At 69.5% G+C, this 15,438-nt stretch carries 14 protein-coding genes; 8 read left to right on the forward strand and 6 right to left on the reverse strand.

All coding sequences use genetic code 11. The annotated features are described in order from the left end of the window. Positions 1-3: 3 nt before the first annotated feature. The 6 genes from gyrB to dnaA all read right to left on the reverse strand — a co-directional run bounded on the left by gyrB (position 4) and on the right by dnaA (position 8,526). Positions 4-1,950 (reverse strand): DNA topoisomerase (ATP-hydrolyzing) subunit B, encoded by a 1,947-nt coding sequence (gyrB, locus tag IL992_RS14590; RefSeq protein WP_193203900.1) that lies wholly within the window; start codon positions 1,948-1,950, stop codon positions 4-6. Positions 1,951-2,316: 366 nt separating this feature from the next. Next, positions 2,317-2,850, reverse strand: a complete 534-nt coding sequence (locus IL992_RS14595; RefSeq protein WP_319018545.1) for a DUF721 domain-containing protein — start codon at positions 2,848-2,850, stop codon at positions 2,317-2,319. Then, the gene (gene recF, locus IL992_RS14600; RefSeq protein WP_193203901.1) at positions 2,840-4,027 is read right to left on the reverse strand and encodes a DNA replication/repair protein RecF; all 1,188 of its coding nucleotides are present in this window, start codon (positions 4,025-4,027) and stop codon (positions 2,840-2,842) included. Before recF ends, IL992_RS14595 begins: the two co-directional genes overlap by 11 nt. A gap of 136 nt (positions 4,028-4,163) precedes the next feature. After that, positions 4,164-5,108 carry a phosphogluconate dehydrogenase (NAD(+)-dependent, decarboxylating) gene (gnd, locus tag IL992_RS14605; protein WP_193204107.1) on the reverse strand — a complete coding sequence of 315 codons (945 nt, stop codon included), beginning with the start codon at positions 5,106-5,108 and terminating at the stop codon, positions 4,164-4,166. A 104-nt stretch (positions 5,109-5,212) separates the two neighbouring features. Further along, a complete protein-coding gene (gene dnaN / locus IL992_RS14610; protein ID WP_193203902.1) occupies positions 5,213-6,352 on the reverse strand; it encodes a DNA polymerase III subunit beta in 1,140 nt (379 codons plus the stop codon). Between the two features lie 524 nt (positions 6,353-6,876). Further along, positions 6,877-8,526, reverse strand: a complete 1,650-nt coding sequence (gene dnaA / locus IL992_RS14615) for a chromosomal replication initiator protein DnaA (protein ID WP_193203903.1) — start codon at positions 8,524-8,526, stop codon at positions 6,877-6,879. Positions 8,527-8,961: 435 nt separating this feature from the next. Here dnaA and rpmH point away from each other — a divergent pair, with 435 nt between their 5' ends. The 8 genes from rpmH to IL992_RS14655 all read left to right on the forward strand — a co-directional run bounded on the left by rpmH (position 8,962) and on the right by IL992_RS14655 (position 14,715). After that, on the forward strand, positions 8,962-9,099 hold the full coding sequence (rpmH, locus tag IL992_RS14620; RefSeq protein WP_015772801.1) for a 50S ribosomal protein L34: 138 nt from the start codon (positions 8,962-8,964) through the stop codon (positions 9,097-9,099). A 61-nt stretch (positions 9,100-9,160) separates the two neighbouring features. Continuing rightward, a complete protein-coding gene (rnpA, locus tag IL992_RS14625) occupies positions 9,161-9,538 on the forward strand; it encodes a ribonuclease P protein component (protein ID WP_079314209.1) in 378 nt (125 codons plus the stop codon). Beyond that, positions 9,535-9,849 carry a membrane protein insertion efficiency factor YidD gene (yidD, locus tag IL992_RS14630; RefSeq protein WP_079314210.1) on the forward strand — a complete coding sequence of 105 codons (315 nt, stop codon included), beginning with the start codon at positions 9,535-9,537 and terminating at the stop codon, positions 9,847-9,849. Before rnpA ends, yidD begins: the two co-directional genes overlap by 4 nt. Before the next feature lie 4 nt (positions 9,850-9,853). Then, positions 9,854-10,804, forward strand: coding sequence for a membrane protein insertase YidC (gene yidC, locus IL992_RS14635; RefSeq protein WP_193203904.1), 951 nt, complete (start codon positions 9,854-9,856; stop codon positions 10,802-10,804). Positions 10,805-10,822: 18 nt separating this feature from the next. Then, positions 10,823-11,317, forward strand: coding sequence for a Jag family protein (locus IL992_RS14640; protein ID WP_193203905.1), 495 nt, complete (start codon positions 10,823-10,825; stop codon positions 11,315-11,317). A gap of 200 nt (positions 11,318-11,517) precedes the next feature. Then, complete coding sequence (rsmG, locus tag IL992_RS14645) at positions 11,518-12,198, forward strand: 16S rRNA (guanine(527)-N(7))-methyltransferase RsmG (protein WP_193203906.1); 681 nt, start codon at positions 11,518-11,520, stop codon at positions 12,196-12,198. 322 nt (positions 12,199-12,520) lie between these two features. Then, positions 12,521-13,294 (forward strand): ParA family protein, encoded by a 774-nt coding sequence (locus IL992_RS14650; RefSeq protein ID WP_204051130.1) that lies wholly within the window; start codon positions 12,521-12,523, stop codon positions 13,292-13,294. Between the two features lie 434 nt (positions 13,295-13,728). Continuing rightward, on the forward strand, positions 13,729-14,715 hold the full coding sequence (locus tag IL992_RS14655) for a ParB/RepB/Spo0J family partition protein (protein ID WP_193203908.1): 987 nt from the start codon (positions 13,729-13,731) through the stop codon (positions 14,713-14,715). Positions 14,716-15,438: the final 723 nt, after the last annotated feature.

The following is a 15,438-nucleotide window of genomic DNA, read 5'->3' on the forward strand; positions in this document are numbered from 1 at the left end:
TGCTCAGACGTCGAGGAACCGGACGTCGCGGGCGTTGGTGATGATGAAGTTCCTGCGGGCCTCGACGTCCTCACCCATCAGCACGCTGAACAGGTCGTCGGCCTGGGCGGCGTCGTCGAGGGTGACCTGGCGCAGCACCCGGGTGTCGGGGTTCATCGTGGTGTCCCACAGCTGGGAGGCGTTCATCTCGCCCAGACCCTTGAACCGCTGCACACCGTCGTGGAGCCGGGGGTCGCGCCGGCCGCGGGCGACGCCGTCCTCGATGATCGCGTCCCGCTCCCGGTCGGAGTACGCGTACGAGGCGTCCTCGCCCTTGCGGTCCCACTTGATCTTGTAGAGCGGCGGCTGGGACAGGTAGACGTGCCCGGCCTCGATCAGCGGGCGCATGAAGCGGAACAGCAGCGTCAGCAGCAGCGTGGTGATGTGCTGGCCGTCCACGTCGGCGTCCGCCATCAGGATCAGCTTGTGGTAGCGCAGCTTCGAGATGTCGAACTCGTCGTGGACGCCGGTGCCGAGAGCCGTGATGAGCGCCTGGACCTCGTTGTTCTTGAGGACCTTGTCGATCCGGGCCTTCTCGACGTTCAGGATCTTGCCGCGGAGCGGGAGGATCGCCTGGAACTTGGGGTCGCGCCCGCCCTTGGCCGAGCCGCCGGCCGAGTCGCCCTCGACGATGAACAGCTCGCACTTCTCCGGCTCCGACCACTGGCAGTCGGCCAGCTTGCCCGGAAGGCCGCTGCCGCTCTCCAGCAGCGACTTGCGCCGGGTGAGGTCGCGGGCCTGCCGCGCCGCGATGCGGGCGCGGGCCGCCTGGAGCGACTTGTTGATGATCTCCTTGGCCTCGCCCGGGTTGCGCTCGAACCAGTCACGCAGGTGGTCGTTGCAGGCCTTCTGGACGAACGACTTCGCCTCGGTGTTGCCCAGCTTGGTCTTGGTCTGGCCCTCGAACTGCGGATCGGCCAGCTTCACCGAGATGATCGCGGCCAGGCCCTCGCGGACGTCGTCGCCGCTGAGGTTGTCGTCCTTGCCCTCCTTGAGGAACTTCTGCTCGCGCGCATACCGGTTGACGATGGTGGTCAGCGCCGCGCGGAAGCCCTCCTCGTGAGTGCCGCCCTCAGCCGTGTTGATCGTGTTGGCGAACGTGTAGACCGACTCGGCGTAGGAGGCGTTCCACTGCATGGCGATCTCGACCGAGATGCCGTCGCCGTGCTCCTCGAAGTCGATCACGGAGTTGTGGATCGGCTCCTTCTTGGAGTTCAGGTGCTTGACGAAGTCGGACAGGCCGCCCTCGTAGTGGTAGGTGAGCACCTTGGGCGCGCCGTCGATGATGTGGTCGGGCCGCTCGTCGGTCAGCGTGATCTTCAGGCCCTTGTTGAGGAAGGCCATCTCCTGGAATCGGCGCGCCAGCGTCTCGAAGTTCCAGGCGGTCGTCTCGAAAATGTCCGGGTCGGGCCAGAAGCTGATCGTCGTGCCGTGCTCGTCGGTCGGCTCGCCCTTTTCCAGCGGGGCCGTCGGCTTGGCCGTCAGGTACTTCTGCCGCCACACGTGGCCGTCGGTGCGGACCTCGACCTCCAGGCGCGTCGACAGCGCGTTGACGACCGAGGCGCCCACGCCGTGCAGACCGCCGGAGACGGCGTACGACTTGCTGTCGAACTTGCCGCCGGCGTGCAGCACGGTGAAGACGACCTCGACGGCGGGCCTGCCCTCGGCGGCGACGATGCCCACGGGAATGCCGCGTCCGTGGTCCATCACGCGCACGCCGCCGTCGGCGAGCAGGGTGACCTCGATCAGGTCGTTGTGGCCGGCCAACGCCTCGTCGACCGCGTTGTCGACGATCTCGTAGACGAGATGGTGCAGCCCGCGCTCACCGGTGGAACCGATGTACATGCCGGGGCGCTTGCGGACCGCTTCCAGCCCTTCGAGAACGGTGATAGAGCTAGCGTCGTAGGACAAGTGCGAAATCCTCCTGCCGCGGACACGCGGCGGGCGACACCGTGGATTGGCTGCCCCTGCCGTGCCCGTCACCGTCGTGAGTGCCCCGATGCGCACACCCAGGGGAATCGGCCCATGGGACCGGGGTGACGCAAACCGGACGTGTCCTTGAGTCCGTTTGTATTCTACCGGTCCGACGGACATCAGGTGGCATTCACGGGGGCTGTGATGCCCTGTCGCTTGACGATCATGTTTCCGAGCACCCCCCACACGGAATGGGGGTGGGAGCCTCAGACGCGATTTTGGGCCGGTTCGGGGTCCCCTCGGGTCGGTTCTGAGATCCCGCGGACCGGTGCGGGCCCCAGGGAGGCACTCGCCACCTGGCGCTCAGCCGTACGTGTCGCCCGGCCCGCGACTCCCGCGTACGCGCAGTCCGCCCTCCGGGCGGTGACCCGCGCCGGGGCCGTGCACCTTGACGCGGGTCACGGTGCCGTCGCCGAGCTCCTCGTTCAGTCGCCTGACCAGGGTGGACGCGAGGAGCCTGACCTGGGTCGCCCAGGCGGTCGAGTCGGCGGCGACCACCACCTCGCCGTCCTCGAAGCTCTCCGGCCTGGTGTGCACGGCCAGCTCGGGGCCGACGATCTCCGCCCAGCGGCCGAAGACCCCGCCCACCGCGACCGGCTGCTCCCATCCCCGGGCGGCGAGCAGGTCGCGGATCGCCCGGCCGAACGGCAGCGGATCGCCGGAATCGCGCCGCGGTGCGCCCGAGCCGGAGCGGCGGCGCGGCTCGGTGCGCGGGAGCTGCCCCCGCTTCAGCGCGTCTGCCTTCGCCTGGGCCAGCTTCTCCCGCGCCAGCGCGGCACCCCGCGCGACCGCGCCCTGCGGGGACTGTCCACCGCCTGTGGATATCTCATCGGACACGGGTCACGTTCCCTTCCATCACGTCGAACCGGGCGCCGGCCAGCTCGGGCGGCACGTCGTCCGGCACCGCCGCCGTGATGAGCACCTGCTCGGCCGGGGCGACGATCTCGGTGAGCCGCCTGCGCCGCTGGCCGTCCAGCTCGGCGAAGACGTCGTCCAGGATCAGGACGGGGTCGCCGCCGTCGGCTCGCAGCAGGTCGTAGGCGGCCAGCCGCAGCGCGAGGGCGAACGACCACGACTCGCCGTGGCTCGCGTAGCCCCGGGCCGGCAGCTCGCCCAGCCGCAGCAGCAGGTCGTCGCGGTGCGGGCCGACGAGGGTCACGCCGCGTTCGAGCTCCGCCTGGCGCGCCTCCGCGAGGCCCGCCCGCAGGTGCTCGGCCAGTAGTTCCCGATTTGTCCCCAGGGTGGGGATATCTGTGGATAACCCCGATGGCCGGTATTCGAGATCGGCGAGTCCCGACGACGGCGCGAGAGTGGCGTACGCCTTCGCCACGAGCGGACGCAGCGCGTCCACCAGGCGCAGCCGCGCCGCCAGCAGTTCCGCCCCGTGGCTCACCAGGTGGGAGTCCCAGACCTCGAGCGTGCTCAGCACGTCTCCCGCGCCGGCGGCGGCGAAGGCCGCGTCGTCCTCCTGCCTGCGGCCGCCGCGCCGCCGTCCCGCCCGCGTCGCCGCGGCCGTACGCAGGAGCGCGTTGCGCTGCTTGAGCACGCGCTCGTAGTCGGCGCGCACGCCCGCGAACCTGGGGACGCGGGCGACGAGCAGGTCGTCCAGGAAACGGCGGCGCTCGGACGGGTCGCCCTTGACCAGCGCGAGGTCCTCCGGGGCGAACAGCACGGTCCGCAGCAGGCCGAGGGCGTCGCGCGGCCGGGGGACGGGCGAGCGGTTCACCCTGGCGCGGTTGGCCCGGCCCGGGTTGATCTCGATCTCGATCAACGCGCGGCGGTCGTCCCTGACCACCGCCGCGCGCACGATCGCGCGTTGCGCACCGTGCCGTACGAGCGGCGCGTCGGTGGCCACGCGGTGGCTCGAATGGGTCGCGACGTAGCCGAGCGCCTCGACCAGGTTGGTCTTGCCCTGTCCGTTCGGCCCGACGAACGCCGTCGCCCCCGGTTCCAGCACGAGTTCGACCTCGGGGTAGGACCGGAAGTCGGTGAGGGACAGGCTCGCCACGTGCACGCCCGCAAGGCTAGTGCCCCTCCCGTCGAGCGCGGGCATGCGCGCCGATTCGTCCACAGCCTGTGGAGAATCGGCGCCGCCGGCTACGGGACTTCTCCGCGCCGGCGCCGCCCGACCGCCGAGGTCCGGCCGCGCGTCAGCGCTCGGCCTCCACCGGCGGGGTGACGTCGGCTCCGGGGGCGTCGGCGCCCTTGCCGGTCTGGCCCTCGGCCGAGGCGACCGCGTGCCCGCCGAACTGGTTGCGCAGCGCCGCGACCATCTTCATCGACGGGGAGTCGGCCTGGCGCGAGGCGAAGCGGGCGTAGAGCGCGGCCGTGATGGCCGGCAGGGGCACGGCGTGGTCCACGGCGGCCTGGACCGTCCACCGGCCCTCGCCGGAGTCCTCCGCGTAGCCCTTGAGCTCGGTGAGGTCGGGGTCCTCCTCCAGCGCCCGCACCAGCAGGTCGAGCAGCCAGGACCGGATGACCGTGCCGTGCCGCCAGCTCTTGAACGTCTCGGGCACGTTGGTGACGACGTCGCTGGCCTCCAGCAGCTCCCAGCCCTCGGCGAAGGCCTGCATCATGCCGTACTCGATGCCGTTGTGGACCATCTTCGCGAAGTGGCCGGCGCCCACGCCGCCCGCGTGGACGAAGCCGTCCTCGCCCTCGGGCTTGAGCGTCTCGAAGATCGGCATGAGCCGGCGGACGTGCTCCTCGTCGCCCCCGGTCATCAGGGCGTAGCCGTACTCCAGGCCCCAGACGCCGCCGCTGACGCCCACGTCGACGAAGCCGATGCCGTGGGCGCCGAGTTCGGCCGCGTGCCGCTGGTCGTCCAGATAGTGCGAGTTGCCGCCGTCGATGACGATGTCGCCCTCCGACAGCAGGTCACGCAGTTGCTCGACCGTGCTCCGCGTCGGCGCCCCCGCGGGGACCATGACCCAGACCGCGCGCGGCGCCTGAAGCCTCTCGACGAGGTCCTTCAGGCTGCCGACGTCGCTGATGGAGGGATCGCGGTCGTAACCGACGACCTCGTGGCCGCCGCGCCGCAGCCGCTCGGCCATGTTCCCGCCCATCTTGCCGAGCCCGATCATGCCGATCTGCATCTGAGCCACCCCTCAACCTCTGCGTCGTCCACCGAGGCACGCGTACCCATGCATCAGGGGTCCATGCCCGCAGGAGATCGTACGCCCGGGGTGCCGGGGCCGCGTCAGCTGGACAAGCGGATGGGCATGATGAGGTAGCGGTAGTCCTCGCTCCCCCCGTCGTCCACAGGCTTGCCCCCGGTGAGGATGGCGGGCTTGGTGGGAGTGGTGAACTGGAGTCGCGCGACATCGGAGTCGATCGCCCCCAGGCCCTCCAGCAGGAACTGGTGGTTGAAGGCGATGTTGATCTCGTCGCCGTCGAACTCGACCGGCAGCGCCTCCACAGCCTGCGCCTCGTCGCCGCTCCCGGCCTCCAGGACGACCTCTCCGCCGCGGAAGGCCAGCCGTACGGGGGTGTTGCGCTCGGCGACGAGCGCGACGCGCTTGACGGCCTCGACGAACGAGGCTGTGGACAGATCCGCACGCGCGGAGAACTCCGTGGGCAGCAGCGAGCGGTACTTGGGGAACTCGGGGTCGAGCAGCCGGGTCGTCGTCCGCCGTCCGGAGCTGGAGAACCCGATCATGCCCTCGCCGGTGCCGCCGGCCGAGCTCAGCGCGATCTCCACCTCCGCGCCGCTGCCGCCCAGGGCCTTGGCCGTGTCCGCCAGCGTACGGCCGGGGATCATCGCCACGGCCTGGAAGTCGGGCTGCTCGGGCTGCCACTTCAGTTCGCGTACGGCGAGGCGGTAGCGGTCGGTGGCGGCGAGGGTCACGGTGTCGCCCTCGATCTCCATCCGCACGCCGGTGAGCATCGGGAGGGTGTCGTCCTTGCCCGCGGCGACGGCCACCTGGCCGACGGCGGAGGCGAACACGTCGCTGCCGACCCGTCCGGCGGCGGGCGGCATGGCCGGCAGGGAGGGGTAGTCCTCCACAGGCATGGTGAGAAGTGTGAACCGGGCGCTGCCACAGGTGACGACGGCCTTGGCTCCGTCCACAACCAGTTCCACCGGCTGTGCGGGGAGGGCGCGGGTGATCTCGGCGAGGAGCTTGCCGGAGACGAGCACCACGCCCGGCTCCCCTGTCTGCACCTCGAGGGTCACCTCGGCGGAGACCTCGTAGTCGAAGCCGGAGAGCTTCAACCGCTGGTCGTCGGTCACCTCCAGCCGCATGCCGGCGAGCACCGGCACCGAGGGACGGGCCGGAAGGCTCCGTGCCGTCCACGCCACGGCCTCGGCGAGCACGTCGCGATCGATCCGGAACATCACGTGGATCAGCCTCCTGGGTGTCGCTGCTTCGTCAAGTCTTCACTCTCCCGCACCTGTGCGCCTCCAGAACCCCTTCTATGGTTCTTGAGTTCCTTAGGAAGAGAGATACAAGTCGTCTCATTAGGCAGTGTGGATATGTGGATGTCGAGCATTTTCGCAGCTCAGCGGAGCTGATTCATCCACTGCCGGTGTGGGGGAAACGTGGACGGACCCCCTGTGGACTGTGGGTGGTCCCGCTGTCCCCACACCCGTTCCCCAGGCGAAGGGCCATCTGTCCACGAGTAATCCACGATGTTTCCACCGGTTGTCCACGGGGTAAATGGGACAGCCGAGCTGTGTGTGACGAGTACGCACAGGGCGTCCCCAGCTCGTCCACGGGTATTCCCTAAGCCATCCCCAGCTTCTCCCCAAAGTTTTCCCCAAGTGGGGACGGCGCGTTGGCGGGCCGGAGAGGGTGGGGGTAACGCACGGCGCGACCGCCGAGGGCGGCATTTTTGATCCACAGAGTTATCCACAGCTGTGTACTAAGCGTTGCGTGCGCGCTGCTTGATCCGTGTCGTCAGCTCGTTGACCTGGTTGTACATCGAGCGCCGCTCGGCCATGAGCGACCGGATCTTACGCTCCGCGTGCATCACTGTGGTGTGGTCGCGCCCGCCGAACTGCTGGCCGATCTTGGGGAGGGACAGGTCGGTCAGCTCGCGGGCCAGGTACATGGCGATCTGGCGGGCGGTGACCAGGGCGCGCGAGCGTGAGCTTCCACACAGGTCGTCGAGCGAGACGCCGAAGTACTCGGCGGTTGTGGACATGATGAGGGAGATGGTGATCTCCGGGCTCGCGTCCTCGCTGATGAGGTCCTTGAGGACGATCTCGGCGAGCTGGATGTCCACAGACTGCCGGTTGAGGCTGGCGAACGCGGTGACCCGGATCAGCGCGCCCTCGAGCTCGCGGATGTTGGTCGCGATGCGGCTGGCGATGTACTCCAGCACGTCGGGCGGCGCGGCCAGGCCCTCCTGGATCGCCTTCTTGCGCAGGATCGCGATGCGGGTCTCCAGCTCGGGCGGCTGGACGTCGGTGATCAGGCCCCACTCGAACCGGTTGCGCAGCCGGTCCTCCAGCGTCACGAGCTGCTTGGGCGCCCGGTCGCTGGAGATGACGATCTGCTTGCTGGCGTTGTGGAGGGTGTTGAAGGTGTGGAAGAACTCCTCCTGCGTCTGCTCCTTGCCCTCGAGGAACTGGATGTCGTCCACGAGGAGGATGTCCACAGCCCGGAAGCGGGAACGGAACCCGTCGGCCTTGTGGTCGCGGATGGAGTTGATGAAGTCGTTGGTGAACTCCTCGGAGCTCACGTAGCGCACCCGGGCGCCGTCGTACAGGCTCTGCGCGTAGTGGCCGATCGCGTGCAGCAGGTGGGTCTTCCCCAGCCCCGAGTCGCCGTAGATGAACAGCGGGTTGTACGCCTTGGCGGGGGCCTCGGCGACCGCGACGGCGGCGGCGTGCGCGAAGCGGTTGCTCGCGCCGATGACGAACGTCTCGAACGTGTACTTGGCGTTCAGCCGGGCCGGCTCGCCGGAGGCGCGGCCGCCGCGGGCGTCCCAGCGGTTCTGTCCCGCGCCGGGCACAGGACCGGGCACCGGGCCGGGCACCGGCTCGGGCTTGGGCGCGGCGGGCGGCTCGGGGGGGTAGCCGCCGGGCCGCTGCGGGTGGTCCGGCGGCGACATGTGCTGCGGCGGCTGTGGATACTGCTGGCCCTGTGGATAGTGCGGCACGTGCGGCTCGGCGTCGCGCCGGATCGGGCCGTCCTCGCCTAAGGGGAAGCGCGGAGCCTGGGGACGAGCCTGTGGATAATCTGTGGACGGCACCTGTGGACGATGGTCGGCCGGCGGCGCCGCGGCGGGGTCGGAGGCGGCGGGCAGGCCGGCGCCGGGATCCACCATCACGGCGATCCGCACGGGCCGGCCGAGCTCCTGCGACAACGCGTGCACGATCAGCGGGCGCAACCGTACCTCGATGACCTCCTTGGCGAAGTCGTTGGGGGCCGCCAGGAGAATCGTGTCGTTGATGAGACCGGAGGGCTGCGTCATCTGGAGGAACGCTCGCTGCTGTCCCGAGACGCCCTCGTCGAGCAGGGTCCTGAGCGCCCGAGCCCATACAGCGTTGAGATCGACGCCTTCCATGGCTCGGCCCCTCCTCTCGTTACGCGGCCCCGCTCGCCCGCCGCGATCCGTGTCGTTTCTCAGTCCCGTACGCCTCGCCGCACCGGCCCTCGTCCGGCTGCCATCCACATATGATCCACATGATGTGCACAGCCCGTGCATCCTCCCCGGGCACATTCACGCTGATGGGGGGAAGGGCCGGACGGCCGACGGTAGCGGTGTGCGCAACCTGCGTTCAAGGCGTTGTCCACAGCCTAACGGGCCATGGTCGCTCGCCGTACTCGCTTGCCGTCACGGGTGCCGGTTTGACCTGACGTACGGTGGACCCGTAACGTGTCCCGGTCGGCTAATCACGCGACGGCTATTCCGCATGCCCGCGCATCTGACGAGCCGTGACCATGGAATGTAGAGCGCCCGCGGAATCCCGCGGACGTACCTGAAGCCTGGAGCCCACCCGTGAGCAAGCGTACTTACCAGCCGAACAACCGTCGCCGCGCGAAGACCCACGGCTTCCGGCTGCGCATGCGCACCCGGGCCGGCCGCGCCATCCTGGCCGCGCGCCGCCGCAAGGGCCGCGCCGAGCTGACGGTCTGACGATCAGACGCCGCCCGCCCGTGCCGAGCGGAGCGGGCGGCCGTACGTCGAGGAAGGCTTGGTGCTGCCGTCCGCGTCCCGCATGCGGCGGGGTGACGAGTTCGCCGACGCGATTCGCCGTGGGCGGCGCGCCGGGCGTCCCACCCTGGTCGCACACCTGAACCTGCGTGACGCCGACGAGCCACCGCTGGTCGGCTTCGTCGTGAGCAAGGCGGTCGGCGGCGCCGTGGTGCGGAACCAGGTCAGGCGCAGGTTGAGACACCTCGTGCGGAGCCGCCTGCCGCTGCTGCCGAGAGGTAGCCTTCTGGTGGTACGCGCCAATCCACCGGCCGCGTCCGCGCGCAGCGAGCACCTGGCCGCCGAACTCGACGTCGCGCTGAGTCGTTTACTCCGGCGGCGCGGGTCCGATTCCCGGACCCCGACGGATGGACGGTCATGACAGCGCAGCAACCGACCCCGGCCGTGGTGCCCGGGGAGGCCGATCGGCCCGCGACCGGGCCGGTCGCTCGCGTGCTGCTCGCGATCATCCGGTTCTACCGCGCCTTCATCAGCCCGATGCTGGGGCCGAGGTGCCGGTTCGAGCCGTCCTGCAGCGCCTATGGTCTGGAAGCCGTCGCCGTTCATGGAGCGGCGCGCGGGGTATGGCTGACCGTCAGGCGTATCGGACGGTGTCACCCGTTCCATCCTGGAGGTTTCGACCCGGTGCCCCCACGCCGAGTCCGGTCTCACGACGAAACGCAAGGGAGCTAGCTCGGTGGAGCTGCCATTCCTGAATTGGCTGTATACGGCGGTGGCCTGGGTGATCACCCAGATCCACGCCGGCTACAGCACTTTCATCCCCTCCAGCAGCGGTCTCAACTGGGCGCTGACCATCATCACGCTGACCGTGCTGATGCGTCTGCTGATCTTCCCGCTCTTCATGAAGCAGATGCGCTCGTCGCGCAAGATGCAGGAGCTGGCGCCCAAGGTCCAGGAGCTGCGCAAGAAGTACAAGAACGACAAGCAGCGCATGAACCAGGAGGTCATGCGGCTGTACCAGGAGGGGGGCGCCAACCCACTCGGGGGCTGCCTCCCGATCGTCGCGCAGTTCCCGATCTTCATCTCGATGTTCACCGTGCTGCGGGCCATCGCCGAGGACCGGGCCGTTTTCGGTATGACCAAGGAGCTGGTGAACAGCGCGCGTGCCGCGCACGTCATCGGCGCGCCGCTGGCGGCGAAGTTCTTCGACAGCTCCGAGGTCATCAGGAGCCTCGGCGCCCAGCCGGTGATGACGAAGATCGTTCTCGCCTGCTTCGTGGCCATCAGCTCGTGCACCACGTTCCTCACCGTCCGGCAGAGCGTGAAGCGCTCGATGGCGCAGATGCCGGACAACCCCATGGCGCAGCAGCAGAAGATCCTCATGTACATCTCGCCGCTGTTCGCCGTCTTCAGCCTGAACTTCCAGCTCGGTCTGATCCTGTACTGGGTGACCACCAACCTGTGGACGCTCGGCCAGCAGCACTGGTTCTACAGCCGTCATCCCATGCCGGTCGTGGACGAGAAGGGCAACGTCACCACTCCCGAGCCGACGAACGGCATCTTCACCAAGCTGGTGGGAAAGCCCAAGGCGCCGGCGCAGCCTGAGCCGGAACCGGCCCCCAAGATCGTCCGTCAGCAGCCGACACGCCAGCCTCGAAGCAAGCGCACCGGCAGCAAGAAGTCGTAGGAGAAGGAGAGTCCGGACGTGACCGAAGCTGGGGAGACCCTCAAGCCTGCTCCCGACATCGAAGCCCTGGAACAGGAGGGCGAGATCGCGGCGGACTACCTGGAGGGCCTGCTCGACATCGCCGACCTGGACGGCGACATCGACATGGATGTCGAGGGAGACCGCGCGGTGGTCTCGATCGTGGGCATCAAGGGCGACGAGCTCGTGGGTCCCGGCGGGGAGGTGCTGGAGGCGCTGCAGGAGCTGACGCGCCTGGCCGTGCACCGCCAGACGGGGGAGCGTTCGCGGCTCATGCTCGATGTGGGGGGTTATCGGGAGCGGCGCCGCGCCGAGCTCACCAAGGTGGGCGCCGCGGCGGCCGACGACGTCAAGCGCACCGGCGAGCCGAAGGCGCTCAAGCCGATGACGCCGTTCGAGCGCAAGATCGTTCACGACGCGGTGGCCGCGGCGGGCCTGCGCAGCGAGTCCGAGGGCGAGGAGCCCCGCCGCTTCGTGGTGGTCCTGCCCGCCTGACCGCTTTTCACAGTTCCGACGCGGGGAAGCCGCCGGTCCCGACCTCTGGGACCGGCGGCTTTTCCGTCCTATACGTCCCTTTCTCGCCCTGCCCTTTCGGCCGGGTCCGCACGGCCGCCGGCCGCCGGATGTACGGCCGGCCGTCGCCGAGGGGAAAGGACGGTTACCCTTGGCCGAGAGCGTTCCTGGATGAGTGAGTGATGACGGAGAGCAACGAGCTGCCCGAGGCGCCCCCGGTGGCGCGGGAAATCTTCACCGGTGAGGCGTTGGAGCGGGCCCGGGTGTTCGCCGAGTTGCTCGCCGGGCCGGGTGTGGTGCGGGGACTGCTGGGGCCACGCGAGGTGCCCCGCATCTGGGACCGACACCTGCTGAACTGCGCGGTCGTGGAGGAGGCGGTCCGGCCGGACTCGACTTTGGTCGACATCGGTTCGGGCGCGGGTCTGCCCGGCCTCGTGCTCGCGATCGTCCGCCCCGACGTGACGGTGACGCTGCTGGAGCCGCTGCTGCGCCGCACCGTGTTCCTGTCCGAGTGCGTGGAGGCGCTCAAGCTTGACAACGTGGAGGTGCTGCGCGGGCGGGCCGAGGAGCTCGCCCGCAAGCGCGTCTTCGACGTGGCGACGGCGCGGGCGGTCGCGCCGCTCGACCGTCTGCTGTCGTGGTCGATGCCGCTGCTGCACGAGGGCGGAGAGTTGCTCGCGATGAAGGGGGAGCGGGCACAGGAGGAACTGGACGCCACCCGCCCCCAGTTGGAGTCGTTCGGCGTGAGGCACGTCGAGTTGGTCACAGTGGGGCGCGGTAAGGTCGAGCCGCCCGCGACCCTCGTTCGCGTCGTCGCCGGACGGTCTCCGCGAACGGACGCGCGGAGGCGACGAAAGAGGTGAGCCGGTGGCGGACGCCGGATCAGGCGGTGTGACAGCGGGCCTGGGTTGGCCGGAGACTCGGCTCCCCCTACGCTGGGAGATCGCGACAGCAGGCCGGTCCTCCGGGGTGGGCTGGCCTCGTCCCCCTGTCTCGCCGGTCGAAAGGACGACGACCGTGTCCCAGACCCCCCTTAACTCTGGCGATTCGCCGCTGGTACGAGAGGCACTGAGTTCTGTGGTTTCACGTGAAACAGCCGCCGCGCCCCCGCAGGCGGCTGCGCCTTCCGTCGGTTACTCGACGCGCGACGAGGGGGCCTGGCCCCGGCCTTCCCGGTGTCGCGTGATGACGGTGGCCAACCAGAAGGGCGGCGTGGGGAAGACCACCACGGCCGTCAACCTCGCGGCGGCGCTGTCCATGCACGATCAGCGCGTTCTCGTGGTCGATCTCGACCCCCAGGGCAACGCGTCCACGGCGCTGGCGACGGAACACCGGTCGGGGATGCCGTCGGTGTACCAGGTCCTCGTGGACGACATGCCGCTGTCGCAGATCGTGAAGCCGGTCCCCGACATGCCGAACCTGTACTGCGCTCCCGCGACCCTCGACCTCGCGGGCGCGGAGATCGAGCTGGTTCCGATGGTCGGCCGGGAGACCCGTCTGCGGCGGGCGCTCGCCTCGTTCGACGCGATGGAGTTCGACTACATCCTCATCGACTGCCCGCCGTCGCTGGGCCTGCTGACCGTGAACGCCATGGCGGCGGCCCAGGAGGTGCTGATTCCCATCCAGTGCGAGTACTACGCCCTGGAGGGGCTCACGCAGCTTCTGCAGAACGTGGAACTGGTGCGCGCGCACCTCAACCAGACGCTGTCGGTCTCGACCATCCTGCTCACGATGTACGACGGCCGGACCCGCCTTGCCTCCCAGGTGGCCGAGGAGGTGCGCTCCCACTTCGGGGACACCGTGCTCGACGCCGTCATTCCCAGGAGCGTCCGCGTTTCCGAGGCGCCCAGCTACGGCCAGTCGGTCATGACGTACGACCCGGGATCGAGCGGCGCGCTGGCGTACATGGGCGCCGCTCGCGAGATCGCCTATCGGGCGGCGGCCCTCACCGGCGCCTGACCGAGCCACGCCGACGCCGGGGAGACGGCGGGCGTGCGGCGAGACGTCACACAGGTACCCCGTCACAGGTTTCGGCCGTCGGGGACGCGTCATGCTTGGAGGTCGTGGCGTCGGGGCGTGATGGGGCTGGGCCGTGACAGCTTGGACGTCACGGCCTCCGCAAGTGCCGGCTTTGACACGCCACGACTTCGGGGCGTCACGGCTTTCGGACGTCACTGCGCCGGGCAGAAGCTCCGGTCCTCGCGAAGCCCGCTCCGCTCCTTACGCCCGGCCCGTGCCAGGGTCTGGCGGTGGGACGTGTACGCCTGGATGCACGGAGACTCATGGCGGGGCTTCGCAGCGGTACTCTCTCCTGGTGTGTGCGTGCCGGTGCCCAGTGACCCCGAGTCGCTGGGCACCGCCTTCTGTGCGGGTGTGGGTATGAAGGAGCAGCGGTGAGCCAGCAGCGTCGGGGACTGGGCAAGGGTCTTGGGGCTCTGATCCCCACAGGACCGATCGTCGATCCGGCGTCCGTGGCGAGCGCTCCGCCTGCCGGTCCGCTGTCGGCCGCGCTGGGGACGGACGTGGCGGGCCTGCGTCCGGTGGAGGGCGCCTACTTCCAGGAGATCGAGGTCGACTCCATCTCCCCGAACCCGCGGCAGCCTCGGGAGGTGTTCGACGAGGACCGGCTCGACGAGCTCGCGGCGTCCATCAAGGAGGTCGGCCTGCTGCAGCCGGTCGTCGTCCGCGCCGTGGAGGACGGCCGCTTCGAGCTCATCATGGGGGAGCGGAGGTGGCGCGCCTCACAGATCGCGGGGCTTGACCGCATCCCCGCGATCGTCCGGAGCACCCAGGACGACGAGATGCTCCGCGAGGCGCTGATCGAGAACCTTCAGCGGGAGCAGCTGAACGCACTGGAGGAGGCGGCGGCCTACCAGCAGCTTCTGGACGACTTCGGCGCCACCCACGAGGTGCTCGCCAGGAAGGTCGGACGGTCGCGCTCGCACATCAGCAACACCCTGCGATTGCTGAACCTTCCTCCCGAGGTGCAGCGCCGGCTGGCGGCCGGGGTCATCAGCGCCGGGCACGCGCGGGCGCTGCTGACGCTGAACGACCCCGCCGCCCAGGAGCGGCTGGCGACCCGGATCGTGGCCGAGGGGCTGTCGGTCCGGACCGTCGAGGAGATCGTGGCCCTGGGCGAGGCGACCGCGGGGCCGGCTCCACGCAAGCCCCGGGCGAAGAAGCCGACCGCCCCGGCGCTGCGCGACCTGGCCGATCGACTCTCGGATCACTTCGAGACGAAGGTGAAGGTCGACCTCGGCAGCCGGAAGGGGCGCATCGTCGTGGAGTTCTCCACGATCGACGACCTGGAGCGCATCATCGACACGATGGCCCCCGATGCGGCCCACGCGATGCGCACCAGGGGCATCACGGCGGAGTAACCGCAGAGCCTGCGGTGGTACAGGCGATCAGCCACCGGTTTCACGTGAAACATCGTCCCTGTCGACGGCGCAGAGCGGGGCGGACACGGGCGGGCCCTTGGGCCCCGCTCCCATGCTCGTTGCAAGCTCTTCCCGTCTTCCCAGCCCGGATCGCTGCACAACGTCGATCGACCCACAAGCCAACTCCGTAGGTTCAGATCCGCCGTCTCTCCGCAAGGGCCGTCTCCTGCAGTGTTCAGCGGAGGCCAGTAAGGCCCGCGGCGTCGGTCCACCGATCTGAATCCGGCGCCCGCCGCCCTGCGGGGGGTGAACCAGGACGTCAGGGGGTCGACGTCGGCCTCGCCCTCCAGTCCGGCCGGCGGAGGTGTGTTTGCCGAGCCCGGCGGCCAGGGCGCGCAGCGCGTGCCGTAGGCGCGGGGTGGGGGTTCGTGCTGGACGACGACGTGATACAGGGTCGGGCTTATGAGGGGCCGGATCGGAAACCCTCCGGACAAGAAATCGTTCACCACGCTCTTCGCTACGCTTGCGACGGTCGCGAAGGGCTCCGGTCCTGCTATGGAAACCCGGAGCCCTGGCTGTGCGCGTGGCTGCTGGCCTGGGTCAGGTGTGCACCTACCTGGGCCCGCTGTCATTGAGCCAATAGTCGATCACGATCAGTGCCGCCCGGATCACGAGCGGGCTCCAATCGCCGAGGCCTGCGAGCCCTTTCTTCCCTCGCCGTCT

This window comes from Microbispora sitophila (genome assembly GCF_014892245.1).
In the GTDB taxonomy this organism is placed as follows: domain Bacteria; phylum Actinomycetota; class Actinomycetes; order Streptosporangiales; family Streptosporangiaceae; genus Microbispora; species Microbispora siamensis.